Genomic DNA, 26,577 nt, shown 5'->3' on the forward strand with positions numbered 1-26,577 from the left:
AGGCAAATACACGCCATACAATTTTGAAAACCTAGATAAAAAGAGGCCCGGCCCGCCAACCCCTGCGAACAGGGGCGACGGGCCGGGCCAAGTATACGTCACAGGCCGGGGAGGACAGGCCAGGACGAAAGATGTGTGTCGGCTAAGGGTTAGCCGCCAAATTCAACCAACGGACTCACCGTGCAGCGTGGTGTCGAGGCCGGAAATCTCGCCTTCCTCGTCGACGCGCATGGGCATGATCTTGGATTGCACGAAAAGTATGACAGTTGTGACCACGCCGCAGTAGATCGCGGCGGCCAATGCCCCCCAGGTCTGGGTCCAGACCTGCATCACATTGCCCTCGAAGGCGCCCGCCGTGCCGCCGATCGCTTCGGAGGCAAAGACACCGGTCAGGATGGCGCCGACAAGCCCGCCCACACCGTGCAGGCCGAAAGCGTCGAGCGTGTCGTCGACCTTGAGCACCTTCTTCAGCGCGGTGACGCCCCAATAGGCCCCGAAGGCGCCGCCGGCCCCGATGATGAAGGCCGACCAGGTCGGCACGAAGCCGGCCGCAGGCGTGATGGCGACGAGGCCGGCAATGGCACCGGATGCGGCGCCAAGGACACTGGCCTTGCCGCGCAGGATCCACTCCAGGCCGATCCAGACCAGCACCGCACTGGCGGCCGCAATCTGCGTGGTGACGAAAGCATGCGCCGCAGCGCCATCGGCGGCCAGCGCCGAGCCGCCATTGAAGCCGAACCAGCCGACCCACAGCAGGCCCGCACCGATCACGGTCAGGACCAGATTGTCGGGCGCCAGGTTGGAGCCGGGATAGCCCTTGCGGGGGCCGAGGAATTTGGCCAGCACCAGTCCGGCCACACCGGCATTGATATGCACGACCGCACCGCCGGCAAAGTCGAGCACGCCGGCCTCGCCAAGGAAGCCGCCACCCCACACCCAGTGACAGATCGGGGCATAGACCAGGATCAGCCAGGCGGCGCCAAAGACCATGAAGGCCGAGAATTTGATCCGCTCGACCGCCGCACCGGCAATGATCGCGACGGTGATGATGGCAAAGGTGAGTTGGAACATCAGGAAGAGGTTTTCCGGCAAGTCACCGGACATCGTGTCGGGCATGATCCCGGACAGGCCAAGCCGTCCGAGGCCACCGACGAAACCATTGGCCACGCCGCCATCGGAGAAAGCCAGGGAATAGCCGACCAGCGCCCACAAGACGGTCACGACCGCAGCCGCTCCGAGGCTTTGCATCAGGGTGGACAGGACATTCTTGCGTCGGACCATGCCGCCGTAGAACAGCGCCAGTCCGGGCAATGTCATCAACAGGACGAGGGCGGTGGATGTCAGGATCCAGGCGTTATTGCCACTATCCATGGGGCTCTCCCGAAACAGCGCGTGTTGTTTGTTGCGATTGCGAAGAGCTAGGCCGGGGAATCGCCGGGAGTCGACTTTGCAGCGATGATTTGCCGTGATTGTCAGCAGCGCGCCGCGAAATTGTGCACGCCTGCCCGTTTTCGAGGCGGTCGCGCATCATCCTTGCAATGTCAGCGTGGATTGATCGATGGCGATCATGCTTTAGGCTGGTCACATCAAGGACAAGAACAGAGTCCAACGCCGTGAAAAACAGCCTCATCCGATCGACGGGATACTGGGTCCCCGACAATGTCATCACGAATGACGAGCTCGTCGCCAGCTACAATGCCTGGGCGACCCGCTTCAACACCGAGCACGCGGCCGCCATCGCCAGCGGCGAAGCCGAGGAAGTCCCGCTCTCCTCCAGCGAGTTCATCAAGGGCGCCTCCGGCATCGAACGCCGGCATGTCTATGAGAAAAGCGGAATTCTCGACATCGACGCGATGACTCCCCGGATTCCGCCGCGCGGTATTGACGAGGTGTCGACACAGGCCGAATTCGCCCTCAAATCGGTTCGCATCGCGCTGGACAAGGCCGGTTATGACGGCTCGGACATTGACGGCGTCATCGTCGCCTCCTCGGCCCAGCAACGCAATTTCCCGGCTGTCGCCTGCGAAATCCAGGAGGCCATAGGGTCGACCGGTTTCTCCTTCGACATGACCATGGCCTGCGCTTCAGCGCTGTATGGCCTGCATTTGGCCAATGGCATGATCAGGTCCGGCCAGGCCAGACGCATCCTCGTCTGCTCACCGGAAATGATGACCTGCATCAATGTTCATTCGCGGCGCGAGGTGCATTTCATTTTCGGTGACGCGTCGGCGGCAATGATTGTCGAGGCCGATGACGGCAAGTCGGGTGGCTGGGACGTGATCGGCACCCATGCCGAGAACAAGTGGTCCTCGGCCCTGCGCTCGGATTATGGCTTCATCAATATCGCCGAACGCACCGTTGATCCCGATTTCGCGCCGCATCTCGACCAGGACGGTCACCGTGTTTTCAAGGATGTGGTCGGCTTTGCCCCGCAAGTGGCCCGCCGGATGATGGAACAGATCGAGCTCGCCCCGGCAGACGTGCGCCGCACCTGGCTGCACCAGGCCAATATCCGCATGGTCGACATGATCGCCAAACGCATCCTCGAGCGCGACCGCACCGAGGACAATGCGCCGGCCATCCTGCACGAATACGGCAACACCTCCTCGTCCTCGGTGGTGATGAATTTCGAGATGCACTCCGACGACATGGCCGTCGGCGACACCGGCGTGATGTGCGCCTTTGGTGCCGGCTATGGTGTCGGCGCTGCTGCCGTGAGGAAACGCGCATGAAAACCTGGCTCAGCCTGATTTCGATCGCCGCCCTGGCGGCTTGTTCACCCGCTGTCGATGACGACATTTCGACGCCGGACACGACGGCGCCTGATACGCAGGCTGATACAGTCGAGACCAGTGAGGAAGAGGCCAGTGAGGAAGAGGCTGCTGCGCCTCCGGGCACGGACATCCATCTGTTCGCCCTCGACTGGTCCGGCGAAGCGCCCGTGCTCGGTGCATCGCTGGGCGGGATCACGCGGCCCGGCTATGACAATCAGCCCTTCTTTACCCCTGATGGGGGCCTCCTCTACACGGCCGACGATGAGACCGGTGAAACCGATATCTGGCGACTCGACCTGGCCAGCGGCGAAACCACGCCTGTGACGCAGACGCCGGGCGAGAGCGAGTATTCGCCGCGCATCGCGCCGGATGGCCGTCTCAGCTATATCTTCCAGCCACCGGGCGGCTATGCCGGCAACGCCTATCTGGCCAATCCCGACAATACCGACCGCCAGCCCGCCGAAGCGCTGGCTCCGGTCGGCTATTACGGTTTTTCCGGTGACATGAGTGCCGTCGCGGTCTTCCACCTCGGCGAGCCGATGACGCTGCAGCTGATCGACCGCACGACAACGCCCGAGACCGTCACCCATATCGCCGACAATCCTGGCCGCAGCTTCTTCCGCGCCGGTCGCGGCCCGGCAATCTATGTCACCCTGGCCGACGACGCTGGTATCCACACGGTGCACGCGCTCAACACCCAGACCGGCGAATTGCGCGAAATGTTCGCCCTGCCCGGCACCAGCCAGGATTTCGCGGTGGCCGTCCTGCCGGACGACCGCATCACCTTCATCGCCGTCCATGACAACCGCCTCGTCTGGCGGGCCTGGGGTGGTTGGGAGCCGATTGGCGCCATTGACTGGCTGACCGGCGTCACCCGCCTGGCCATCAGCCCGGACCTGTCGACGCTGGCGATCGTGGCGGAGGAGTAGGCGAAAACAGGTAGTTTATCCCCGCCGCGCACGCCCTTTCCTTCTCCCTTGGGAGAAGGTGTCCGCAGGCCGGATGAGGGGGATTCCTTCTGCACTCACAGGGGCTTACCCCTCACCCTGGCCCTCTCCCAAGGGAGAGGGAAAGCGGCTCGCCGCACAAAATCCGGAAAACTTATCCCCACCCCCTCCACCCCGGGCGATAATACCCGTGGTTTTCGGGATGGGAGGCACGGGCCCTGTCACTTGTGCCCGGAAACGAGCGGAGCCTGTCCGCGTGTCGGGGATGACATCCCGATGCTCCGGCAGGGCGTGCGACCGGGTCGCGGGGCACTAGACGACCGACCCCATCTACCTGGCGCATTGGAATCGGGGGCGAGAGCGTCCGGGAAAACTCCGCAAGCGGGATGCCGAGGACACCACGGACACCGCAGCCCAGCCACACGGACACCCCGGTGCCCGCCGGCATCCCGCTTCCTCCCACCTCCGCCGCAATCGCGTGCGGAGACGAGACGCCGTGGACGCAACCGAGGGAGATACACCAAACCCGGCGCCGCGCGCAGGGCGACCCTTGAAGCGCTTGTCAGCCAGCAGGCCGCATCCGCTTCTTCAGCTCAAGGGTGAAACCGCAACGCGGCGCGTACGCGCCCTTGACCTGAAGAAGCGGATACGGCGACGTCTCGGCAAGCGGTTTACGGTGGAGTTTGCGTGGTGCGCGGGGGTAGAAGGGCGCTAGTGAAAACGGCACGTGTCCCCGTTTATTCGAGGAACAGGCGCAACGCCGCTCACGGCTTTTGTGGCGGGGACTTTGGTCCCTCGAGCGCCTGCAGCTCGGCCTCAAGCTGGTCACGCTGGCCCCGCATGGCCTCGATTTGCCGGTTCTCTTCCTCAATGCGCCGGTTTTCTGCGCGGATCCTGGCATTCTCCGCCTCGATCGCCGGGTTCGGCCGGGACGCGCTGCCTCCGGACCGGCCCTGACCGGCCGGATCGGCCGTCGGCCCGCCATCACGATCCGTGACGCCGCTGCCCGCCAGCCCTTGCGGCCCGCCCGTACGCCCACCACGACCTCGTCCTACCGGGTCGGCGGCGCTGCCGGTATCGGAATCGGTCACGCCCGCTCCGCGGCCCCGCCCGACCGGATCGGCCCGGGCCCCGGTGTCAGAATCCGTTACGGCAGCCTGGGTGAGGCGGCCATTTGCGGCAGACGCGCTTCCGACGACGAGCGTGGACCCGACGACACCCCCGACAACCTGTTCCAGGAAAGATCGACGGCTGACCGGTGTCTTGCGGGCCATAGCGGCCTCCTTGCCTTGGCGTCCCGGCAAGGTTAGGCGCGAACCTCGGGGCCAGCAAGACACGCCGCCTGAACGGCGAGGTCGAGCACCATGTCGCTCAAGCGTCGCGAGACCCCATGCAGGGGATGATCAATCGAGGGCGCCACCGGGAAAGGCCGGGACGCCGTCGTTGACGCTCTCAAAGAGAGGGACCAGACAAGCCGAACACATGACGAGGCAGTCCCGACGGATGAAACACCTCTAGCTCGCCTGGAGGATCTGACGCATCACATCGTACACATTCTTGCGCCGCGAGGCGCCGACCCAAATGCCGCCAAGGAAAAAGGCGAATATCGCAATGGTGGCCAGCCAGCCAAACAGGTCGACACTGTCAAAAGCCCAGGCAATCGCCATGGCGATCGGAATGCCCAGAAAAAGCCCGGCGAAAAAGCCCACAACAACCCAGTTCAAGAGTGCGCCGCCCCGTTTCCGGACCGCACGTTCATACGCTCTTTGAAACTCTGTGGGGCCAACGGCGGCCAGTGGATCATCGGGGTCGGTTCGCTGCAAACGTTCGTGCATCGCCATCGCGTCCATCAAAGAGTCGCGATTTCTCTGGGCAAGAAAAAAGGCAGGAATTGACATGACAAGAAAGAAAAGTACGACACCCCAAAGCATTGCTATCCCCTCTGGTGATCCATGCCGCCTTATGTAATCGCTGGGCTCAAGTCGATGTCAAGCTAGCGACGCCTTCGACAATCGACACATCCATACGTCCTATCTTGGTGTCGCTGAGCCGCTACGAATGGGCTTCGGATGACCGGCTTGGGCAGGGATTCAAGCGACGCATGGGTGCCCTCAAGCCATCTGGCGCCCTTAAGCCAAGGCGCATGGAAGCACCCCTTCGGCATCGCCCGGTGCCAGCACGCCCCTATGGATTGAATGGCACTGCCAGGGCTCTGCCTCATCGACAAGCCGAAGAAGGGCTGCGAGCATCGACTCGTCAACGCAGACCCCGACGTTCGCCAAGCCCTGGGTGATGCGGGCGCTAAGCCGCCACAGCCTCGGTCACGCGATAGGTCAAATCATCGCCATCGGCTTCGTGGATGGTGAGGTATTCGCCGACCCGCATCATGTGATCGCCGAGCCGGAAGACCGGCTCGTCGGGGCCCTCATCCTCTTCGTCATAGCGGAAGAACCAGTGCGACCCGCGGTGGCTGAGCCAGCCATCGGCCTTGTCATCGGGGTCGGGCGAAAAGCGGTCGACCGTGCAGGCCGCCTTGTTAGCGCGCCAGAGTTCGAGATCCAGCTTGCCGTCCTTGTCCAGCGGCGCCACCACGACATAGCCGTGCGCATCATCGCCCTCGGGGAAACCGGCCTTGGGGTTGCGGCCGAGCCGCAGGACCACACGTGTCAGACTCATGTTTTATCTCCCTCATTTTGATAGGGACATTTCGCGCCCTATTTACGCCCGGGTCAATCAAAAGCGGTGCGGCATGGCGGCACAGCAGCTGTGAACAAGGCGATGGCGGGATTGGTCCCGGCGGCGCTTCTCTGCTATCTCCCCTGCCCGCAAGATGCTGACGAGATGGATGACATGCCCGCTGCTGCCAAGACGACCAAAGCCAAAGAAGCCCCGCGTGCCTGGCAGCGGATGATTTCCGGACGGCGACTGGACCTGCTGGATCCGTCGCCGTTTGACGTCGAGATCGAGGACATTGCCCACGGCCTGGCGCGGGTGGCGCGCTGGAACGGGCAGACCGCCGGCGATCACGCCTTCTCGGTCGCCGAGCACTCGGTGGTGGTGCTGGAGATTCTCGAATTTCTCTATCCCGGCATCGAGGACAAATGGCGCGTCGCGGCCCTGCTGCATGATGCTTCGGAATACGTCATCGGTGACATGATCAGCCCGTTCAAGGCGGCGCTGGGCGTCAATTACCGCGAGTTCGAGGACCGGCTCGAGGCGGCGATCCAGCTGCGCTTCGGCCTGCCGGCGAAACTGCCGGCCGAGGTCAAACGCAAGATCAAGCGGGCCGATGTGATCTGTGCCTATTTCGAGGCCACCCAGATCGCCGGTTTCAGCCATGGCGAATCCGTGAAATTCTTCGGTCGTCCCCCGGCCGGACTGGAGATCGCCATCAAGCCGCTGCCCGTCAAACAGGCCCAGATCCTGTTCCTGGATCGCTTCGAGACCGTGTTGGCGGCCTTCGAGGCTGGCCGGAAGTGACAACAGGCCTCGCCCTCTCCGTCGGCCTCAATGCGGTCATCCTGGCGGTCGATGGTGATGTGCCGCAAGTCCTGATCGTACCGCAGCCGGGCGGCGGTGAAGCCCTGCCCTTCGGTCCCTTCGACCCGACCGAGCACCGCACGCTTGAGATCGGGCTGAGGCGCTGGGTCGACGAGCAGGCCCGCTTCCAGCTCGGCTATGTCGAACAGCTCTACACGTTCGGCGATCGTGGGCGCGAGGCGCCGGTCGCGGCGATGACCGGCTCGGAAGACGACCGCATCATCTCGATCGGCTATCTGGCGCTGACGCCCAATGTCTCCGATCCGCCCGAAGGCGGCGGCCAGTGGCGGGGCTGGTATCGCTTCTTCCCGTGGGAAGACTGGCGCGACGGTCGTCCCGACATCATCGACAGCCAGATCCTGCCGCGCCTGTCGGCCTGGGCGGACGAAGCTGGCGGACCGGGTCGCCGCGCCTCCTGTCATGACCGGATCAAACAGTGTTTCGGCCTCAATCCCGGCGGCTGGCAGGAAGGCCGGGCGCTGGATCGCTATGAACTGCTCTACGAAGCCGGCCTGGTCGAGGAAGCAGCCCGTGACGGCCAGACCGAGCCGAATCTGGTGGCGCCGGGCCTGGGACAGGCGATGGCGTCGGACCATCGCCGCATCCTGGCCACCGCCATTTCCCGCCTGCGCGGCAAGATCAAATACCGCCCGGTGGTGTTCGAGCTGATGGACGAAGTCTTCACCCTGTCGGCGCTGCAACAGGTGGTCGAAGCGGTCGTCGGCTATCGCCTGCACAAGCAGAATTTCCGCCGCGCCCTGGACCGCACCGGTTTCGTTGATGGCACCGGCAAGGTGGAAAGCGCCACCGGTGGCCGGCCAGCCGAGCTGTTCCGCTATCGCCGCGAAGCGCTCGCCGGCCTGCCCTCGCTGGGCCTGTCGACGCCGCGCTTGCGTGACGGCTGAGCGACCATGCCGGGCCGCGACACACATAACGCCGCGCTGCGTCCCTTTGAGTACACACCGCCGCCCGTCGGGCCGTTGCCGGTCCTCCATCGCGACGACCACATCCTGGTCATCGACAAGCCGTCCGGCCTGCTCACCGTGCCCGGCAACCGGCCGGAACGGGCGGATTGTCTGGAGGCGCGGGCCCGGGACGACTTCCCGACAGCTCGCATCATCCACCGGCTCGACATGGACACATCCGGCGTCATCGTGCTGGCGCTGACGGCGCACGCCCAGGCGCATATCGGCAAACAGTTCGAAAAACGGATGACGTCCAAATCCTATATCGCGATCGTCCAGGGTGAGATGGCCGGGACCACCGGGCGCGTTGACCAGCCCATCATCACCGACTGGCCCAACCGTCCACGCCAGATGATCTGTCATGAGCGGGGCCGCAATGCCGTGACCGACTGGGAGGTTCTGGAGATCACCGACGGTGTCACCCGGGTCCGCCTCAGCCCGCTGACCGGACGCAGTCACCAGCTGCGCGTCCACATGCTGCATCTGGGCCATCCAATCCTGGGCGACAATCTCTACGCGCCACCCGAGGCACTGGCCGCCAGCGACCGCCTGTGCCTGCACGCGCAGCAACTGGGATTTCGCCATCCCGATGGCGGTGCCCCGGTCAGCTTTGACAGCCCGGCGCCCTTCTGATCCCCAGACCCGATATTGCCGGAATGATTGCGCTGTTGTATTTGACCATCACAGATTGGTTATCGTGTTGTTGGGGGACAACGTGTCCGAGCGTTTGAGTTTTTCCGATTTTGCGCGCGCAGGCTGCTTGTGCACCGCGGTCGCGCTCGCCCTCCTGGCCATCAAATACTCGATCTTCGGATGGATGGGAGCGGCGGCGGCCCTCCTTCTCATGGTGGCCTTGTTCTGTGCCGGCCAGCGGCGCGTCCGTTGGCGCCTGATTGTTCCGGCCCTTGCCCTTGGCGCAGTTGGCTATAGCGCGGCGTCGGCAACCGTTTCCACCAGCTTGCTCTGAGACCTTGCGCAATGCTCACTGTGAGCATATATCTGCGTCACGGTTAAGCTCATTTCGAGCATAAGCCGCGTTTGCAGGTGATGGCCCTCCAGCCATCGCCTCTTTTCAGACCCTGGATATGCTCGATTTGAGCAAAAGTGAGGGAAAAATGGACCGGATGAACTTTGACGGCACGCTTGTGGCCTTTGATCAGGATCGGCCCGAACTGGCGTATACCGATGAGGTAAAAGCCGCGACGGACCATCTCTACGAGAAGGTCAGCCATGTCGTGACGCCGATGGAGTGGCCGGCCAAGGCCCCGCTCATCCACGCCATCAACCAGATGAAAAAGGAAAAGAACGCGGTCATCCTGGCGCACAACTACATGACAGCGGATATATTCCACTGCGTCGGCGATCTGATGGGCGACAGCCTCGCCCTCGCCCGCATGGCGGCAGAAAGCGAAGCCGATATCATCGTCCAGGCCGGCGTCCACTTCATGGCCGAAACCGCCAAGGTCCTGGCCCCGGAAAAGACCGTCCTCATCCCCGATACCCGCGCCGGCTGCTCGCTGGCGAGTTCGATCACGGGCGAGGATGTGCGCCGCATCAAGGCCGCCTATCCCGGCGTGCCGGTCGTCACCTATGTTAACACGTCCGCCGATGTGAAAGCCGAGTGCGATATCTGCTGCACCAGCTCCAACGCCGTCCAGGTGGTCGAGAGCCTGGGCAGTGACACCGTCATCCTCCTGCCCGACCAGTATCTGGCCAAGAATGTCGCTGCCCAGACCGATATCCGGATCCTGACCTGGGCCGGCGCCTGCGAAGTGCATGAGAAGTTCACGGCGCAGGACATCGAGGACCTGCGCGATGCGCATCCCGGCGTGGTCATCATCACCCACCCGGAAAGCCCGCTGGAGGTTGTCCAGGCAGCCGATTTCGCCGGTTCGACTGCCGCCATGGCCGACTGGGCCAAGGGGTCGGGCGCCAAGAAGGCCGTCCTCCTCACCGAATGCTCGATGAGCGACAATGTCGCCGCCGATGTCCCCGAGGTCGAATTCATCCGCCCGTGCAATCTCTGCCCGCACATGAAGCGGATCACGCTGGAAAACATCTATGACTGCTTGCGTCTGGAACAGCATGAAGTCACCGTCCCCGACGCCGTCATCGAAGGCGCCCGCGCCTCCGTCCAGGCCATGCTCGACCTGCCTAAGCCGGCCAAGCCAGCCAGCTTTGACCCGACCAAGCCGGAAAAGCGTGTGGATCTGGTGGCGATTTAGGAGCGATGACCCATCCCACCCTCATCTGCGGCGCTGGCATTGCCGGGCTCTGGGCAGCTCTCAAGCTCGCGCCGCGACCGGTGGTCCTGCTGACCGGCGCACCGCTGGGTGAAGGCGCCGCGTCCGGTTGGGCGCAGGGCGGGGTGTCTGCGGCCCTGGCGGCGGATGACAGTGCTGAGCTGCATGCGCGCGACACGGTCGCAGCGGGGGCCGGGCTGGTTGACCGCGAGGCCGCGCTCGCCCTGGCCGAAGGCGCGGCGGCGGAAGTTGCGGAACTGGCGGAACTTGGCGCGCCGTTTGAGCGCGAGGGCGCGGACTGGTCGCTGTCCCGCGAAGCGGCGCATTCGCGACCCCGGGTCGCCCGGGTGAAGGGCGATGGCGCCGGCGCGGCGATCATGGCGACGCTGATCGAGGCGGTTCGCGCCGCCGATCACATCGAGATCCGTGATGGCTGGAGAGCGGTCTCCCTGCTGGGTGACGCGAACGCCTGCAGGGGTGCCATTGCGCAAGGCCCGGATGGCCAGATTCAATCCATCGGGGCTGACACCACCCTGCTCGCCATGGGCGGGGCGGGCGGGCTGTTCGCGCTGACCACCACGCCGGCGATCGCGCAAGGCCAGGCCATGGCCATGGCGGCGCGGCTGGGCGCGGTGATCCGTGACCCGGAATTCGTGCAATTCCATCCAACGGCGCTCAATGCCGGCCTCGATCCGGCGCCCCTGTGCACCGAAGCCCTGCGCGGTGAAGGCGCGATCCTGGTCGACAAGACCGGTCACCGCTTCATGAAAGCCATCCACGACGATGCCGAACTGGCGCCACGCGATGTCGTCGCCCGCGCCGTGCATCGCCAGAACGCGTCGGGAAAAGGCGCCTTCCTCGATTGCCGCGAGGCGGTGGGCGAGGCCTTCCCGGCGCGCTTCCCGGCGGTCTTCGCCGCCTGCCAGCGCGCCGGGATTGATCCGCGTTTGGAGCCGATCCCGGTCGCCCCGACGGCGCATTATCACATGGGCGGTGTTGCCACCGATATAGACGGACAAACCTCAATCCCCGGCCTGTTCGCGATCGGCGAATGCGCCGCGACCGGCTTACATGGCGCCAATCGTCTGGCGTCAAACTCGTTGGCCGAAGGTCTGGTGTCAGCCGCGCGGTTTGCGCGTATTGCCCCTCCCCTGCCTGCGGTGGAGGTGGCGGGCGGCAGCCCGACGGAGGGGGGCTTGGCCATGGCGGACTCCCCCCCATCGACCTCGCTGCGCTCGCCCACTTCCCCCGCAAGCGGGGGAAGCTCCAGCTTGCCACCCCTCGCCCTGATGCGTCTGCGCCAGGCCATGTCGCGCCATTGCGGGGTGGAGCGTTGCGAAGCCGGATTGTCCGAGTTGGCGGCGCTGATCGATGCGATGCGGTCCGAGCATGGCGAGGCGGATGCGCTGATCGCGGCGCGCTTCATCGTGACGGGCGCACTGAACCGGCGTGAAAGCCGGGGTGGTCATTTCCGCAGTGATTGCCCACAAACACTCAAGGGGGCGCGCCACAGCGCGCTGCGCCTCAACGATCTTGCCGCACCGGAGCTGGCGCCTGCCGCGCTCACCGGCCCGGCCGAATAGGACGACCGACATGCCGATCATGCCCCTGCCCCGCCATGTGGTGAACGACGCCGTGGCCCGCGCTATTGCCGAGGACCAGGGCGGTCGCGGTGATGTCACTTCGCTGGCCTGCATTCCGGCCAAGGCCGAGGCGAAATTCTACGTCAATGCGCGCGAGGCTGGCGTGGTCTGCGGCTTCCAGCCGGCGTTGGCGGCAATCTGGCAATGTGATCCCGAAGCCCTGGTCAGTCCGCAAATGGAAGACGGCGATACGGTGAAACCCGGCGATGTGCTGATCTCGGTGACCGGACGCGCCCGCGGCCTCTTGTCCGCCGAACGCATCCTGCTGAATTTCATGGGCCGGATGAGCGGGGTTGCGACCTTCACGCGGGCTTATGTCGATGCGGTCAAGGGCACAGGCGCCCGGATCGCCCACACCCGCAAGACCACGCCCGGTTTCCGCGCCTTCGAGCTGCAGGCCGTCCAGGCTGGCGGCGGTGCGCTGCACCGGTTTGGCCTGGATGACGCCATCCTGATCAAGGACAATCATGTCGCCGTCTGTGGCGGCGTGCGTCAGGCGGTCGAGGCGGCCCGAACCAGCGCCGGTCACATGACGCGCATCGCCGTCGAAGTGGACCGGCTGGACCAGCTCGACGCCGCCATCGAAGCTGGCGCTGAAAGCGTGCTGCTCGACAATTTCTCTCTGGATGACCTGCGCGCCGCCGTCGCGGCTGCCAAGGGCAAGGTCACGCTGGAAGCCTCCGGCGGGGTCCATCTGGACACGGTGCGCGGCATAGCCGAAACCGGGGTCGACGTGATCTCGGTCGGGGCGCTGACCCATTCGGCCCCGAATTTCGACATAGGGCTCGACGAAGCCTAGCCGGTGGCGCTGCCGCCATCTTGAGGGAGAAACAGGCATGTTCAATCACATCATGGTCGGGGCGAGCGATATCGAGCGCTCGAAGCGCTTTTACGACGCCGTGCTCGGCGCATTGGGCGCTGGCGAGCCGGTCCGCAATGAGTCGCCGACCGGTCATGTCCGCTATTTCTACCTGCATGATGGTAATGCCTTTTGCATCACCCAGCCGATCAATGACGAACCGGCCACGGCCTCCAATGGCGCGACGATCGGCTTCAAATGCGCCTCGCCGGAACAAGTAGTCGAGTTTCACGACGTGGCCGTCGCCAATGGCGGCACCTCGGTCGAGGACGCGCCCGGGCCGCGCTCCAGCAATATGGGCACGCTGCACCTCTCCTACGTGCTTGACCCGGACGGCCACAAACTGTGCGGTATTCACCGTCCGGGCTGAGGCGGCGCAGGGCGGGATCGGGCCTGGCAATGGCGCGTTCGGGAGACATCCTGCGCCCCAGCGATTTGCCCTGGTTGATCCGCTGTGACGCGGGTAAGCGCCCGGCGCCGCTTTTCAGGGCGCCTATCCCCCGCCCTACCCACACCATCCGTCATCCTGACGGACGTCAGGACCCAGTTTCGCAGGTCGGGTTTTGCCAGGCTTGGCAATGACTTCGCGTCGCAAACTGGGTCCCGATTGTCATCGGGATGACGGTGGTTCCGAGATTTCCAATACCTTTGTCATCCCGTACACCCCGGCGCCACGCGCGGGGCCATCCATAGATCGCTTGTCAGCCAGCAGGCCGTATCCGGGTCTTCAGCTCAAGGGTGAAACCGCGGAGCGGCGCCTGCAGCGCCCTTGACCTGAAGGCCCGGATACGGCGGTCTCTCGGCAAGCGGTTTATGGTGGGGTTTGCGCCTGCGCGCAGGGGATGAACGGGATTAATTGCGTCAGCTCCGGCATCTAGCCGGCAAGCTGATCGACCAGGTCTGTCAGCTCGCCCCTTGCCCGACTCGGAGCCTCCAGCTGACCAGGCCTTGAAAAGGGCGAGAGCTCGAAGCAATTGGCGACGCTGTTGAACCAGACGGCGTGATTGCCCTGCACCGCGACCACCCAGACAGCGAAATCAAACCCGGTCTCGACCGGCGCACGCCAGGTTTCCGGTTCGATCATCACGCCTTCCCAGAACCGCCATTGCGCATCTGAAAGCCGGCCTTCCGCCATGATGAGGAGACCGCGCAGCTGGGCGGCCGTGACCAGGCTCATGGGGTCAGGATGACGGAACCGGCCTCACCCTTGGCGGCAATCTCGTCCTCGCTGAGGCCACAGATTTCATGCGGGAAGACCAGCCAGTCATCGCTCTCATGCACGTAAAAGTCCGGGGTCAGCTCGGTCGTGTTGCGCAGGGGCTTGTAATAGACGGTGGCGATGCGGGCATCGGACGGGAAGTTGCGCCGGCACTTGGCCCGCAGCACCTGCAGGACAGCGGCGATCGAGCGGCCACTGTCATAGACATCATCCACAATCAGCAGACGGTCTTCGGAATTGAGGGTGTCGACCAGATAGCCTTCGCCATAGACCCGGACATTGCGGTCCTGCTGGCCGATCCCGGTATAGGAGGCGGTGCGGATGGCGATATGGTCGGTCTCGACCCCGCGATGGGCGAGATATTCCTGCACGGCGATACCCACCGGAGCCCCGCCGCGCCAGACGCCAACAATATGGGTCGGGCGGAAACCGCTATCGAGAATCGCCCGGGCCAAGCGAAAACTGTCTGCCAGCAAGGCGTTGGCCGAGATATAGTGCTTGGTATCACTCATGGATCAGAGCCTTGCCCGCATTGTCGTCGCAGCTCAGGCATTTGCCAGGCCCGCGACGCATCCTAGTCTGGCCGCCAATCGACCGGGGAGAACGATCATGCACAGCGACCACACCCTGCCCAAGGGGCAGCTGCATACGATGTTCGTCGACAGCGAGGCGATTGCCAATAACCGGCTCGGTGAACCCTTGCGGCGGCGGATCGATGTCTATGTGCCGGACGGGCATGACGGGAGCGGCCTGCCGCTGCTGGTCGATCTGGTCGGCTTTACCGGCTCGGGGCTGGGTCATGTGGCATGGAAGAATTTCGGCGAGAACGTGCCCGAGCGGGCCGACCGGCTGATCGCCTCAGGCGTCATGAAGCCGGCCGTGATCGCCTTCCCTGACTGCTTCACACGGCTGGGCGGCAACCAGTATGTGAACTCGGCGGCGATGGGCAATTGGGACGACTTTCTGGTGGAAGAAATGCTGCCGGCCGTCGAAACCCGTTTCGGCTGCGGTGGCACCGGTCATCGCGGTGTGTTCGGCAAATCCTCCGGCGGCTATGGCGCCATCATGCACGCCATGATCCATCCCGATATCTGGGCCGGCGCGGTGTGCCACTCCGGCGATATGGGTTTTGAACTCTCCTTTGCCTCGGACTTCGCTCACACCCTGCGCCGCATCAACAAGCATGGCGGCACCATCCAGAGCTTCATGGAAGCCTTCGAAGCGGCCCCGAAAGTCTCCGGCGACGACCTGCACGCGCTGATGACGCTGGCGATGGGCGCCACCTATGACCCCGACCCGCGCGGCTATCTGGGCATGAGCCTGCCGGTCACCATGGACACCTGCGAAATCATTCCGGAACGCTGGGCGGAATGGATGAAATGGGATCCGCTGGACATGGTCGAGCGCCATGGCGAAGGCCTCAAACAACTCAAGGCGCTGATGATCGATTGCGGCGATATCGACCAGTACAACCTGCTCTACGGGGCCCGCCGCATGACCCGCAAGCTGACCGAGCTCGGCGTCGAGCACCGCTACGAGGAATTCCCTGACACCCACTCCTCGATCGATTACCGGATGGACGTGTCACTGCCCTTCCTGGCGGAACGATTGTCCCGCTAGGCTCAGGCCTTCGCCTTCGGGGCCACGATCTCCGGCTTGCCGCTGACGGCGCGGGTGAAACCGGTCGCCACAACGGCGATCAGGAGGCGGGCAATGATGGTAAAGAACAGCAGCACGATCTTGTCGTCCGAGACGGCGAAGCGGACACCGGCACGCCAGCGACCACCGATCGGCAGGCGGGCCAGCTGATCCTCGACCCAGTCTGCGGCATCCAGCAGGCTGTGCAGCACGTCTTCTGCGGCGATCGAAATCACCGCCAGCATGATGATCGCGACGACAAAGGACAGGAAGAGCGTCGCCATCATCGAAGACACCTGGCTGATCAGCCCCGGTTCCTTGACCTTGTAGCGATCATTGCCGCCGGTCAGCGCGGTGTAGGTGCCACCGACAAGGGCCAGCAGGATGCGGGCGATGACCGTGAAGATCAGCAGCACGATCTTGTCGTCACTGGCGAACAGGCGGACGAAATTATTGTACCGCGCTTCCAACGGGATGGAGGCGATGAGATCCTCGATCAGGTCGGCGCCGTCCTGCACCCAGCTGAGCCAGTCCGCGGCGTAGAACCACAGCAAAACCAGCATGACCATGGCCATGACCATCGACACGAAAAGCGTCGCGGAAATCTTGGACAGACGCGCAATCAACATGATCTTCCCCTCGCCATCGCCCTGGTTCGGCGTGCTCTGGACGGAATGTTAGCCCGAAAGCCCGGTGCCGTCGCCTGCGGTCGCGTAAGGCGCGAAACTGCCGGGGTGACAGTCGCGCATCACGACCGTCACCCCGGACCGTTCCGTTTGGCATGTCCGGTGACTACCCGGCGATGATCTGGACCGTCAGCGCGCTGCCATCGTCGGACCAGCCATTGGTGACCCAGCTCTCGCCGGCGGCGAGACCCTCATTCCACGGACCACAGTTTTCACTGGGTCCAGTCTCGGTCACGACCTGGATGCACAGCTGGCTGTCATAGGTCCATGTGCCAGTCAGGCCACGGCTGTCGCTATAGCTGCCATCGGCATTGAACCAGGCGTCAAAGGACTGCTCTCCGGCGGTCACACGCACGGCATGTCCGAACGCATTGCTCATGCCTTCGGCGAGGGCCGGTGACGCCAGCAGTGTACAGGCCAGACCGGCCACAAGAAGGTGTTTCATGAATATTCCCCGAATTGCGGATCACGCAGATCCGACTTCGCCCCCCGGCTGAACCGGACGCTAGCAAACTCGCCTGTTCGGGGAAACCGGAATTCGGTCAGATGTCGTCCGGATCGTCGTGATTGTCGCCCTCGGTCGACGGGACCTCGACGATCTGGACCCAATACTCGCCGATCGAATTGACGACGCGCATCAGACGATCCAGCGAGATCGGCTTGACGATATAGGACGACGCGCCCAGCCCGTAGCTGGACAGGATGTCATCCTCGTCCTTGGACGTGGTCAGCACAATGATCGGAATGTGACGCAGCTCGGCATCAGCCTTGATTTCCTCAAGCGCCTCACGGCCATCCTTCAGGGGCATGTTGAGATCAAGCAGGATAATGCCCGGAAACGGCGATCCGGCCAGATCGGCATAGGCCCCGCGCCGTTTGAGGTAGTCGACCAGCTGTTCGCCATTCTCGAGAAAATCGAGCGGGTTGCGCAGCCGCACTTCCTCACACGCTTCCTTGAACAGCAGCCGGTCATCCGGGTCGTCGTCGACCATCAGGATGGTGAAAAGCCGATTTTCGTCGCTCATATGACAGCCTCAACCCGGTTAGTGCATTGCTTTGGGATCGTCTTGATACAAACTCGCCTTTTGGCGCGGCAAGATCAAGGTGAAGGTCGCGCCAATTCCGGATTCTCCATCCGCCGTCAGCTGTCCACCGTGCCGTCGGGCGATCTTGCGCGCAATGGCAAGGCCGATACCGGTGCCGGGATAGGCATCGCGGGCATGCAGGCGGACCAGCGGTGCGAAGATACGCTCGCTGTTGGCAGGATCGAACCCTATGCCATTGTCAGCAAACCGAATTTCGACACTCCCGTCCGGCCGGACTTCGCCATCGACCGTCATTTCCAGCGGTCGTTCGCTGTCCGCATACTGGATCGCATTTTCGAGAAGGATCCGGCACAGGGTCCTGAATTGCGCCCGGTTCGCCCGGACTTCGGCCATTTCCGCCAGACCAACCCGGCCGCCACAGGCCTCCAGGTCGGCGGCGAGGTCGCCGAGGACATTGTCCAGCTCGGCCCGGGCGGAAAAGGCTTCCGTCACCAGCACACTGTCATTGATGCGGCTGTGCACAGTCAGCTCGTCCAGCAAGCCCTGCATGCGCTCGGCGGCATCGGTCATGCGCTCGGCATACCGGTCCTGCCGGGCGTCGGGCGCCGGTCCCAGGCTTTCGCGCAATCTTTCTCCGAAGGTGATGATCTTGCGCAAGGGCTCGCGCAGGTCGTGCCGGGCGGCAACGGCGAACAGGTCGAGATCATCCAGACGCATTTCCAGCGCCCGGGCCGAGCGTCGATGCCGGGCCGACCTGCGGATTGCCTCCGCGGCGATCGCGACCAAGCCGACCGCGGCCATCGCGCCAAGGCCGAGCAGGACGAGTTCGGGCATTTGCGGGCCCGGCGAGGACAGGAGCGGCAGGACCAGGACAAGGCCGAGCATGCCGGCGGCAATACCGATCCCGATCGGCGCAAATCGCAGGAATGCACGATCAGGGTCGCTCATGACGGGTCCTGGGCCAAAGTCTGCACTACATCACACTGCCCTGCCGCACAGGCAGTAGCAGTGTGAAGACCGCGCCGGAATCCGGCTCACCCCAAGCGGTCAACTCGCCGGCATGCCGTTCAGCGATCTTGCGACAGGTCGCCAGTCCAACCCCGGTGCCGTCAAACTCGTCGCGCCCGTGCAGACGCTCGAACATGCCGAAAATCCGTTCCGCGTGGCGGGGCTCGAAGCCGACGCCGTTATCGGCCACGGCAATGCGCGCCATGGCACCGTTTTCGCCCACTTCGACACTGCCTTCGATGGAGATCGAGGGCTGGACGCCAGGTCGGCGGAATTTCAGGGCATTGGCCAGCAGGTTCAGGAAGAGCTGGTGCATCTGCCCCGGGTCCGCCTCGATCGCCGGCAGGTCGCTGACCCGGATCTTGGCGTCCTCGGCATTGATCCGGGGTTCGAGATCGGACAGGACATCGGCGACGACAGCCGCCAGGTCGACGGCCAGGAAATTGGTGGTTTTCGAATTCACCCGCGAATAGCTCAACAGGTCATCGATCAGGCGCCGCATCCGGGTCGACGCATCAACCATGCGCTCCAGATAATGCCGCCCGGTCTCGTCCAGCGCGTCATAGCACTTGTTGTTCAGGCGCTCACCGAAGGCCTGGATCTTGCGCAGCGGTTCCTGCAGGTCATGCGAAGCCGCATAGGCGAACTCCTGCAATTCCGAGTTTGACCGCTTCAGCTCCTGGGCATAGCGACGGAGCGCCAGCTCGTCGCGCTTGCGATTGGTGACATCGCGGAATGTCACGACCGCGCCGATCGACTTGTCTTCCGGATCAATCGGCGAGGAGGCCGACTCGATCGGGATGGGTTGGCCACTCTTGGTCCAGAACACATCTCCGTCGGGCGACTCCGCCGGTACGCCAGCACAATGGATCGGGCACTCCTCGCGCGGGTAGAGGGAGCCATCGCGGCGCGAGTGATGCACGATTGCATGCATGTTCTTGCCGATCAGCTCGTCCTCGCTATAGCCGAGCATCGAGCAGGCACGCGGATTGATGAAGGTGATCACACCGTCACCATCAATGCCGTAAATCCCTTCCGCCGCTGTCATCAGGATCTGCGACAGGCGCTGGTTGGCCTCGTGTGTCGCCTGGGCCCGTCGGCGGGTGATCGAGCGGTGGGCGCTGAACAGCACTGCCAGCAGGATGAAGGACAGGGCCATCGCGACCGCAAACACCCGCAGCACAGCCCGCGCCTGATTGGCGCCAGCCATGGCCTCGGCCAACTCCACTTCGGTGATGATGCCGAAATCGCGGGCCGGGTCCCAATCCCACGCGCCCATGACCAGAACACCGCGCACATCACGATAGCCTTGCAGGTTGTGCCCCTGCCCGTCTCTCGTCACGCCCTGCGCCGCGACAGTCAGCGGCCAGTCCGCGTAGGGGCGGGCCGGAATCCCGCCCATCGTGACATCGACGCCGGGATCGCGAACCTCGATATGCAGGATCGACGGATGTCCGGCGACCAGCAGGTCGGCCTCGACCAGCTCTTCCCCGTAGCGCGTCTCGGTGAGCAGGCGACCGTCACGATCGATGGCGAAGGTCTCGCCGGACACGCCGGTCCGCCCGACACGGAACGTCGCGGTGTATTCCGACAACGGATCGATCCGCAGCGCGAGATATCCCAGCAGCTCGCCACCTTCACGAATGGCCGCCACGGAATACATGAGGATTTCTTCGGCGACCGCATTTTCGGTCGAATCGGTAATGTCCATCAGATCGACGATATGTGGACGGGTCAGCACCACACCGGCCGACGCCAGCCGGTCCATATTGACCAGATCGAGCACCAGTGACGGCTGCCCGAGATCGGAATCGCGCATCGAGGCCAGTGTCGTCCCGTTGGGTGCGATCACGATGAACCCGCGATAGCCATATTCGGTCAGCCAGGGCCCAAGTGTGTCACGCAACCATTCCTGCTCGGGAGAGGCCATCAAAGATGCGGGAACCGGTGAGCTGGACAGCCCCTCCAGGGCCGACCGCAAACGACCGTTCTCCGCCCAGACCCGGGCGTCATTCTCCCGCGACTGCGCCCACAATTCAAAACGTTGCCGCGTGTTCCGCAACACGGTTTCCAATGTCCGCAAATTGGTTTCGCGGGCTGAGGACATCAATCGTCCCTCGCCGGCCATGACAGCGAGGGCAACGATGAAAATACATGTGACAGCCACCAAGCCTGGCAGGACCTGCCCCACCCAGCCATCGGTATCGGTCAGGCGTTGAAGCGCCGATCTCGGCTCGTCATCGCCCGTCGAGGTCCGAAGATAGGTATCGCCACCTGACGTCGTGTTCATTCGAATCGGTCCGGATAGAGGCCCCTGGTGCCATTATCGTAGTGATTTTGCCGCACTTGTCCCCATTTGAAGCCACATACGGGGCAAAATTTGGCCGAAGCGCGTCAGCTGGCGTTCAGATCGGACCGCCTAGTGTCGTCAGCGTGCGCCCCGCGGTGTACCGGACTGACCGGCCCGATTCCCCTCGCTTCGTGTCAGCCAGATCCGGTACACCGCAACTTTCCGGATCGCGGGGCTACCAGGTGTCGGCAATCCCGGCCTCACCCAGGAATTCCGCGATCCGGGCGCGGGTCGCGGCTGTGGTGTCGGGCGGCAGAGCTGCCGGATCGAACCAGCCAGTCTCGGCGATTTCGCCGACCGCATCGCTCTTGCACGCTTCCCAATCCCGGACCACGCAAACCACGACATGATCGCCGCGAAACCGTTTGTGGTTGGCATGGATCCCCTGGACCACTTCGGCGCCGCGGATCGCGACGCCTGCCTCGTCCCGCAATTCATGGGTCAGCGCATCGCGAACGCTTTCCCCTCGCTCGACGCCGCCGCCGGGCAGATGCCAGCCGCCAACATAGGTGTGACGGACCAGCACGATGTGTCCGTCGGCCCTGACAACAATGCCGCGGACGCCCAGCGTCATGCCGCGGGACTGACGCCAGAAAGCCTGCATGAAAGGCCGCACAATCGGCTCGATGCGCTGTCGCCAGTTCATGCCGCAACACCCGCTAGCCAGTACCGCGTCGGCGGGTTATGTACGGGGCCAATACACGCCGTTTTGGGGAAGTTTCTCATGTACGCTCTGATCGCTATTGGCCTTGTGGCCGGCATTTTCGGCCTGCTCAACCTCATCGAATACCGCCGCCTCGACTAGTCCGCGAACCGACGGTCCGCCAAGACATGGCAGCTCCTGCTTATATCGCGCTGATTCTGGTCGGCATCATCTTCCTGCTGTTTGGCGGGGATTTGCTGGTCCGTGGCGGCGCCGCACTGGCCCGCCTGTGGCGCCTGCCGCCGCTGCTGGTCGGTCTGACCATCATTGCCTTTGGCACGTCGGCCCCCGAACTGGTCGTCTCGGTCCAGTCGGCCCTGTCCGGTGCACCGGGACTGGCGCTTGGCAATATCGTCGGCTCCAATATTGCCAACTTCCTGCTGATCCTCGGCCTGCCGGCGATGTTCGGGGCGATCGCGACGACCACGCCCGGCGTGCGCCGCAATGCCATCTTCGCGCTCGGTGCGGCGATCATCATGATCGCCTTCAGCTGGGACCGCAGCATTTCGGCGACCGAGGGCTACGTCCTGTTCGGACTGATCATCGGCTATATCGCCCTGCTGGCCTTCCTGGCCCGCGGCAAGACCGATGATCCGTCCATCGCCGAACTGACGGACCTGGAACACATGGACGGCCTGCCCAAATCCCTGCCGACCATTCTCGGTTCGCTGCTGATTGGTCTGGTGGGACTTCCCATCGGTGCGCAGATGATCGTCACCGGCGGTACGGCCGCTGCCGCTGATCTTGGCGTCGATGACGCCATCATCGGCCTGACCGCGGTTGCCTTCGGCACCTCGCTGCCGGAGCTGGCCACCGTCGTCATGGCATCGGTCCGGCGCCAGGCCGATCTGGCCATCGGCAATGTGCTGGGATCGAACATCTTCAACGTCTTCGCCGTTGGCGGCGCGACCGGGATCGCGGCCTCGATGGCCGGCACCGAGTTGCCCGTCCCCGAGGCCTTCTTCGGGCTCGACTTCTGGGTGATGCTGGGCGCAAGCGTCGTCATCGCCGGCATCATCCTGGCCAAGCAGCCGATCAGCCGTCTCCTCGGCGCCGGGCTGTTTGCCGGTTATGTCGGCTATATCGTCGTGCTCGCCCGGTCGGTGCTGGGCGGTTAGCCGGCCTCTCGCAGCCTAGGCTGTCACTTTGAGTTTCAGCGCGCTGTCACTGGACACAGGACCGTCGTCAGCGGCCGTCGCCGACGGCACGGGCGGCGCCTTTGCCTCACGCTCGATCTGCGTGTCGATCATCCGGATACGGGCATCCACATAGCCGAGAACAGAGGCCGGACACGGCGACTTGGCATTCAACCCCAACGCTTCGACTGCCTCCGACAGGTAGATCGGACGACTGTGAGACCACTCACCCGATGCCAGAAAGCGGGCCACGTCCGGTTTTTTGCCGCTGCGGGTGTGGTTGGGATGGATGATCTTTTCCGCGTGATCGACCGCAAAGCTGTCGAATTTGTCGGCTTCGTACATCGCGACCAGGAAGTTCGGCGGAATGGCAGGCAGTTTCTCGTCGCTCCGCAGAGCTTGAAGATTGCGATTTGAAATACCGCCATGCTGCGTATCAATCGGTCCCAGGCAAGCGGTTGGGCCCATGACGATCTTTTCCGCCGCCAACGCGATCTTCGTGCCCCCCGACATCGCAATATACGGGACATAGGCCACTTTTGGCCCCTCATAGGCATTGACTGCCGAGGCGATCAGCTGGGCGGCAAGCGAGTAGCCGCCGAAGGTATGGAGAATGATGACAAGGGTCGGCAGCTTTTTCTGGCTCTTGAGGGCCATCAAAGGGTGCAGGCTCTGCTGGGCCTGGATGGCCTGTTCGTGAGTGATGAAGCGCGGCGCGTCGCGATCCTCCCACTGGTCGCCCAGATCACACACCAGATCGATGATGACCGCACCATTGCGATGGGATTTGCGGATGTCGCGGCGGAACGACGCCAGGTCCTTTTCGGCTTGCTGATAGGTTCGCTGGCGGGCGCGACGAGTCTTGTCGAGGACATCGGTCGGCAGCGTCCGGGTGCGTCGCATGGCGACCACCACCGCAATGGCGATCGCCGTGATCACCACCGCCACGGCCGCCACCCCCATTGCCACCAGTTCAGTCGTGTTGAATTCCGTCATCTCATCCCCCTTGCGCGCCGCAGCGCTATCCGCCCCCGAACCATTGATGCCTGTCGCCGAGATAGATCAGGTATCCCCCCATCGCCGACACCGTCATCAACAAGGTGCCGGTTGCCGGAATGGCGCGTCCGAAACGACCGTTGAACACGATGTAGAACAGCGTCGCGATGAGCTTCATCAGGATGAGAAGAACCAGTCCGAGCAGATACATCAGGGTCGGAATGAAGGCGGTGTGCATGACCCAGAAATAGGGTCCGAATTCGGCTCCTTCGCCGTTCGGCGCCAGCCCGATCAGGACCCGGAAGGCTTCCGCGGCACTGACCTGGAATTCTGACCCGAACAACCCGACATAGAGGCTCAGAAATGCGAGGCCTGCAGCGATCCCGATATCGACAATGATGGCCCCGAACACCTTCAACGAAGCGATCACATCGGACGATCCGCGCCGAAAGGCCCCGCGTGTCGCAAATTGCAGCACACGAATTGTCAGCATGAGTGTGAGGCCGTCGAATACCGCATTGAACACGACCAGTTGCGGGGTCTGGGGCAATGGGGCCGTCGGCTCGAGCAGGCTTCCCAGTGCCAAAGCCGAAAAGGTCAAGGCAAGAGACAGACATATCCCGAGAAGGAAAAGGAAGACGGACGCCTGGTTGAGCGGATCGGTGCTGCCGTCCTGATCTGACAACTCATTGCTGGACAGGATTTGCGTCGTCGGGATGAGTGTTTGCAGGAACAGGAACATGAAGAGCAGGATCGGGATCATCAACACGATGATCTGCAGCGCATCCGTGATCGGCACATCGAACACCCCCGCCACGAGCGGGAGGTAACTCTGCCACCACAACCATGCGAGCGCCCCCACCACCATCGAGGTCACGACGAAAACGCGGAAGGTCCCGGCCCGACTGCTCGCCACCAGTGTCGTGACATCGCCGAGTTCTTCCTGGCGCTTCTCCGCAAGTTCGATGCGCACCTGGGTGTCCTGCGCCCGGCGCTGCAGCGTCCGCTGCTCCATGTCGATGAAGCGTCGACCATCCTCATCCAGGTCGGATCGAGCGGCAAATTCATTCGCCCGCTGCTGCCGCCGTTCCAGGAATTCGAGGTGCCGGGCAAACTCGCCATGGCGGGCATCCAGCCTGACACGCTCGATCAACCGATGAAGATTTTGCGCAAAGAACCGGTTCAAGAAGAGTGCGAGAACTCCCAGGCAGACGATCACGATCAACGGGACCATGCGATTCCACACGCCCTCGCTTCCATAGCCGATCCGGAAAATCAGGTAGCCCGTGCCAAATACGCTTGCCACGATCCAGGCGATGCTCTGGACATTGCGGGCACGCGCCGCCGTGCCCTCCGATGCATTGCGTGTGGAATTAATGAAATTCTGCACCGCGGTGACAGGGATCCGCAACAGCGACTCGGCGCTCGCGTCAGCCCAGCGGATTTCAATCCTGTCGGCCGCTGCCAACCGCGGCATGGCCATACCGACCAAGGTCAGAACGCCGCCAATCACTCCCATGATGGCGAGAAAATAGGTGAACAAGTCGATCATGGGCCCCCCCGAACCGTCCGATCGCCGGCCCGATGACCGACTGCTATCCAAAAAGGTTAACGCCCGGCTGCACGCATGGCCAGCTGATAATACCTGTCGTTGCGCTTTTTGTTCAAGCAATTGAATTTATTGGCGACCTGGACGGACTCACCACGCCGTCAATGCCGGCCTAGTCATCCAGTCGCGGTGCCGGTGCAATGATCAGGCGGCGCAGGAATGCCCGGTCTGACCAGTCCTGCTCTCGCGTCGCCCGGTCATCGATGACGCCGCGCGTCATCCGCACGACCACCAGATCCATATCCGGAATGATGTAAAGACGCTGGCCCCCGGCCCCCGCCGCGACGGCGACGAATGGACGGGACCAGCCACCCGCCTTCGGGTCGATCAGCCACCAGCCGAGCCCGTATCCGGGATTGGCAGTTCCGGGCTCGAACATCGCCGCCCAGACCCCCTCATCGCCCAACACGACATCGCCGAAGCGACCCTGAGCCAGCACGGCCTGGCCAAAACGCCCCCAGTCCAGCGCGGACATCCGCGCGCCTTCCGACATGGCCGGCTGTCCATCGACCGCCCGCCAGGCGTCGATCCCGATCCCCAGCGGACGCAGGAAGCGTCGCAAAAGATAGTCGGCCGGAGTCGGGTCAAGATCGTTGGCGGCGAGTTGCCGTCGCAGCACCTCCCCCAGCACTTCGAAATGGGCAGCACCATATCGGAACCGCTCACCCGGCTCGAAATCCTGCCGGGTGGCAATGGCCCGCTGATAGCTGGGCAGGCGCCGGTTTCGAGCGTTCACCGCCAGACCACTCGACTGGTCGAGCAGATGGCGGATCGTGACCGCAGACCGGTCCGGGTCGCCGGCCCACTCCTCCAGCACATCCGAAACCGGTTGATCCAGTTCCAGCAAGCCGTCCTGGACGGCCAGGGCGACCATCACAGGCGCAAAGCTCTTGGTCCCGCTGGCCAGCCACCAGCTGTCTTCGGGGTCAACTCCGCGATCATAGCGCTCGCACACCAGGGCGCCGTGATGGATGACAAGGAAAGCGACGCCGCGCGCGGCCACATGATGGGTCCACCCGGCTTCACAATCGACTTCCAGGCGCGATTGCGCTGCGGCCTGCGGCAAGGCGAGCAAGGTGATGGTGAACAGTGCGGCCAGGTGGGCCGACCAGTGGCGGATCGACATCGACAGACACTCCCTCCAGCCCGAGCCGGACCAATCTGCCTGATCCGGACCGCGGTGCCAGCCTGGCGCCGGTCACTTGGCTGTGAGGT

At 63.7% G+C, this 26,577-nt stretch carries 27 protein-coding genes; 12 read left to right on the plus strand and 15 right to left on the minus strand.

Translation table 11 applies throughout. The features are described 5' to 3' along the window. Positions 1-162: 162 nt before the first annotated feature. Positions 163-1,371, minus strand: a complete 1,209-nt coding sequence (locus tag ACN0X9_RS05000; RefSeq protein WP_417486516.1) for an ammonium transporter — start codon at positions 1,369-1,371, stop codon at positions 163-165. A 242-nt stretch (positions 1,372-1,613) separates the two neighbouring features. On the opposite strand from ACN0X9_RS05000, the gene ACN0X9_RS05005 reads away from it, so the two are divergent. Next, positions 1,614-2,732 carry a beta-ketoacyl-ACP synthase III gene (locus ACN0X9_RS05005; RefSeq protein WP_417486517.1) on the plus strand — a complete coding sequence of 373 codons (1,119 nt, stop codon included), beginning with the start codon at positions 1,614-1,616 and terminating at the stop codon, positions 2,730-2,732. Then, positions 2,729-3,703 carry a TolB family protein gene (locus tag ACN0X9_RS05010; protein ID WP_417486518.1) on the plus strand — a complete coding sequence of 325 codons (975 nt, stop codon included), beginning with the start codon at positions 2,729-2,731 and terminating at the stop codon, positions 3,701-3,703. The genes ACN0X9_RS05005 and ACN0X9_RS05010 overlap by 4 nt, the downstream gene beginning before the upstream one ends. A 782-nt stretch (positions 3,704-4,485) precedes the next feature. On the opposite strand, the gene ACN0X9_RS05015 is transcribed toward ACN0X9_RS05010, so the two are convergent. From ACN0X9_RS05015 to ACN0X9_RS05025, 3 genes are all read right to left on the minus strand, one after another. Further along, positions 4,486-4,995 (minus strand): hypothetical protein, encoded by a 510-nt coding sequence (locus ACN0X9_RS05015; RefSeq protein ID WP_417486519.1) that lies wholly within the window; start codon positions 4,993-4,995, stop codon positions 4,486-4,488. A 240-nt stretch (positions 4,996-5,235) separates the two neighbouring features. Next, entirely contained in the window at positions 5,236-5,652 is a 417-nt protein-coding gene (locus tag ACN0X9_RS05020) for a hypothetical protein (protein ID WP_417486520.1), read from the minus strand. 370 nt (positions 5,653-6,022) lie between these two features. After that, on the minus strand, positions 6,023-6,397 hold the full coding sequence (locus tag ACN0X9_RS05025) for a hypothetical protein (protein WP_417486521.1): 375 nt from the start codon (positions 6,395-6,397) through the stop codon (positions 6,023-6,025). Between the two features lie 174 nt (positions 6,398-6,571). Here ACN0X9_RS05025 and ACN0X9_RS05030 point away from each other — a divergent pair, with 174 nt between their 5' ends. From ACN0X9_RS05030 to ACN0X9_RS05065, 8 genes are all read left to right on the plus strand, one after another. Next, positions 6,572-7,201, plus strand: a complete 630-nt coding sequence (locus tag ACN0X9_RS05030) for a YfbR-like 5'-deoxynucleotidase (RefSeq protein ID WP_417486601.1) — start codon at positions 6,572-6,574, stop codon at positions 7,199-7,201. Beyond that, complete coding sequence (locus ACN0X9_RS05035) at positions 7,198-8,166, plus strand: NUDIX hydrolase (RefSeq protein WP_417486522.1); 969 nt, start codon at positions 7,198-7,200, stop codon at positions 8,164-8,166. Before ACN0X9_RS05030 ends, ACN0X9_RS05035 begins: the two co-directional genes overlap by 4 nt. A 6-nt stretch (positions 8,167-8,172) precedes the next feature. Continuing rightward, complete coding sequence (locus tag ACN0X9_RS05040; RefSeq protein WP_417486523.1) at positions 8,173-8,859, plus strand: RluA family pseudouridine synthase; 687 nt, start codon at positions 8,173-8,175, stop codon at positions 8,857-8,859. Between the two features lie 82 nt (positions 8,860-8,941). After that, complete coding sequence (locus ACN0X9_RS05045; RefSeq protein WP_417486524.1) at positions 8,942-9,193, plus strand: hypothetical protein; 252 nt, start codon at positions 8,942-8,944, stop codon at positions 9,191-9,193. Between the two features lie 118 nt (positions 9,194-9,311). After that, entirely contained in the window at positions 9,312-10,451 is a 1,140-nt protein-coding gene (gene nadA, locus ACN0X9_RS05050; RefSeq protein ID WP_417486525.1) for a quinolinate synthase NadA, read from the plus strand. A gap of 5 nt (positions 10,452-10,456) precedes the next feature. Beyond that, positions 10,457-12,052 carry an L-aspartate oxidase gene (locus ACN0X9_RS05055; protein ID WP_417486526.1) on the plus strand — a complete coding sequence of 532 codons (1,596 nt, stop codon included), beginning with the start codon at positions 10,457-10,459 and terminating at the stop codon, positions 12,050-12,052. A 10-nt stretch (positions 12,053-12,062) separates the two neighbouring features. Continuing rightward, positions 12,063-12,911, plus strand: a complete 849-nt coding sequence (gene nadC / locus ACN0X9_RS05060; RefSeq protein WP_417486527.1) for a carboxylating nicotinate-nucleotide diphosphorylase — start codon at positions 12,063-12,065, stop codon at positions 12,909-12,911. A gap of 37 nt (positions 12,912-12,948) precedes the next feature. Further along, positions 12,949-13,341 (plus strand): VOC family protein, encoded by a 393-nt coding sequence (locus tag ACN0X9_RS05065; RefSeq protein ID WP_417486528.1) that lies wholly within the window; start codon positions 12,949-12,951, stop codon positions 13,339-13,341. A gap of 504 nt (positions 13,342-13,845) precedes the next feature. Here the strand turns inward: ACN0X9_RS05065 and ACN0X9_RS05070 are convergent. Both ACN0X9_RS05070 and ACN0X9_RS05075 read right to left on the minus strand, forming a co-directional pair. After that, positions 13,846-14,148, minus strand: a complete 303-nt coding sequence (locus ACN0X9_RS05070) for a hypothetical protein (RefSeq protein ID WP_417486529.1) — start codon at positions 14,146-14,148, stop codon at positions 13,846-13,848. Then, positions 14,145-14,702, minus strand: coding sequence for a phosphoribosyltransferase (locus tag ACN0X9_RS05075; RefSeq protein ID WP_417486530.1), 558 nt, complete (start codon positions 14,700-14,702; stop codon positions 14,145-14,147). Before ACN0X9_RS05075 ends, ACN0X9_RS05070 begins: the two co-directional genes overlap by 4 nt. Positions 14,703-14,799: 97 nt before the next feature. Here ACN0X9_RS05075 and ACN0X9_RS05080 point away from each other — a divergent pair, with 97 nt between their 5' ends. Beyond that, positions 14,800-15,810: an alpha/beta hydrolase gene (locus ACN0X9_RS05080; protein WP_417486531.1), complete on the plus strand. Its 1,011-nt coding sequence runs from the start codon at positions 14,800-14,802 to the stop codon at positions 15,808-15,810. A gap of 2 nt (positions 15,811-15,812) precedes the next feature. Here the strand turns inward: ACN0X9_RS05080 and ACN0X9_RS05085 are convergent, their stop codons facing one another. The 6 genes from ACN0X9_RS05085 to ACN0X9_RS05110 form a co-directional block, all read right to left on the minus strand. After that, entirely contained in the window at positions 15,813-16,457 is a 645-nt protein-coding gene (locus ACN0X9_RS05085) for a hypothetical protein (RefSeq protein WP_417486532.1), read from the minus strand. A 163-nt stretch (positions 16,458-16,620) separates the two neighbouring features. Beyond that, positions 16,621-16,959 carry a hypothetical protein gene (locus ACN0X9_RS05090; RefSeq protein ID WP_417486533.1) on the minus strand — a complete coding sequence of 113 codons (339 nt, stop codon included), beginning with the start codon at positions 16,957-16,959 and terminating at the stop codon, positions 16,621-16,623. Positions 16,960-17,056: 97 nt separating this feature from the next. Then, complete coding sequence (locus tag ACN0X9_RS05095) at positions 17,057-17,539, minus strand: response regulator (RefSeq protein ID WP_417486534.1); 483 nt, start codon at positions 17,537-17,539, stop codon at positions 17,057-17,059. An 18-nt stretch (positions 17,540-17,557) separates the two neighbouring features. Further along, positions 17,558-18,508, minus strand: a complete 951-nt coding sequence (locus ACN0X9_RS05100; RefSeq protein WP_417486535.1) for a sensor histidine kinase — start codon at positions 18,506-18,508, stop codon at positions 17,558-17,560. 25 nt (positions 18,509-18,533) lie between these two features. Then, the gene (locus ACN0X9_RS05105) at positions 18,534-20,858 is read right to left on the minus strand and encodes an ATP-binding protein (protein ID WP_417486536.1); all 2,325 of its coding nucleotides are present in this window, start codon (positions 20,856-20,858) and stop codon (positions 18,534-18,536) included. Between the two features lie 235 nt (positions 20,859-21,093). Continuing rightward, positions 21,094-21,564, minus strand: a complete 471-nt coding sequence (locus ACN0X9_RS05110; RefSeq protein ID WP_417486537.1) for an NUDIX domain-containing protein — start codon at positions 21,562-21,564, stop codon at positions 21,094-21,096. Between the two features lie 185 nt (positions 21,565-21,749). Here ACN0X9_RS05110 and ACN0X9_RS05115 point away from each other — a divergent pair, with 185 nt between their 5' ends. After that, the gene (locus ACN0X9_RS05115; protein ID WP_417486538.1) at positions 21,750-22,739 is read left to right on the plus strand and encodes a calcium/sodium antiporter; all 990 of its coding nucleotides are present in this window, start codon (positions 21,750-21,752) and stop codon (positions 22,737-22,739) included. A 15-nt stretch (positions 22,740-22,754) separates the two neighbouring features. On the opposite strand, the gene ACN0X9_RS05120 is transcribed toward ACN0X9_RS05115, so the two are convergent. The 3 genes from ACN0X9_RS05120 to ACN0X9_RS05130 form a co-directional block, all read right to left on the minus strand. Continuing rightward, entirely contained in the window at positions 22,755-23,753 is a 999-nt protein-coding gene (locus ACN0X9_RS05120; protein ID WP_417486539.1) for an SDH family Clp fold serine proteinase, read from the minus strand. A gap of 25 nt (positions 23,754-23,778) precedes the next feature. Beyond that, positions 23,779-25,305 (minus strand): hypothetical protein, encoded by a 1,527-nt coding sequence (locus ACN0X9_RS05125; protein WP_417486540.1) that lies wholly within the window; start codon positions 25,303-25,305, stop codon positions 23,779-23,781. A gap of 169 nt (positions 25,306-25,474) precedes the next feature. Next, on the minus strand, positions 25,475-26,488 hold the full coding sequence (locus ACN0X9_RS05130) for a serine hydrolase domain-containing protein (RefSeq protein ID WP_417486541.1): 1,014 nt from the start codon (positions 26,486-26,488) through the stop codon (positions 25,475-25,477). Positions 26,489-26,577: the final 89 nt, after the last annotated feature.

Source organism: Maricaulis sp., from assembly GCF_048268525.1.
Taxonomy (GTDB): domain Bacteria; phylum Pseudomonadota; class Alphaproteobacteria; order Caulobacterales; family Maricaulaceae; genus Maricaulis.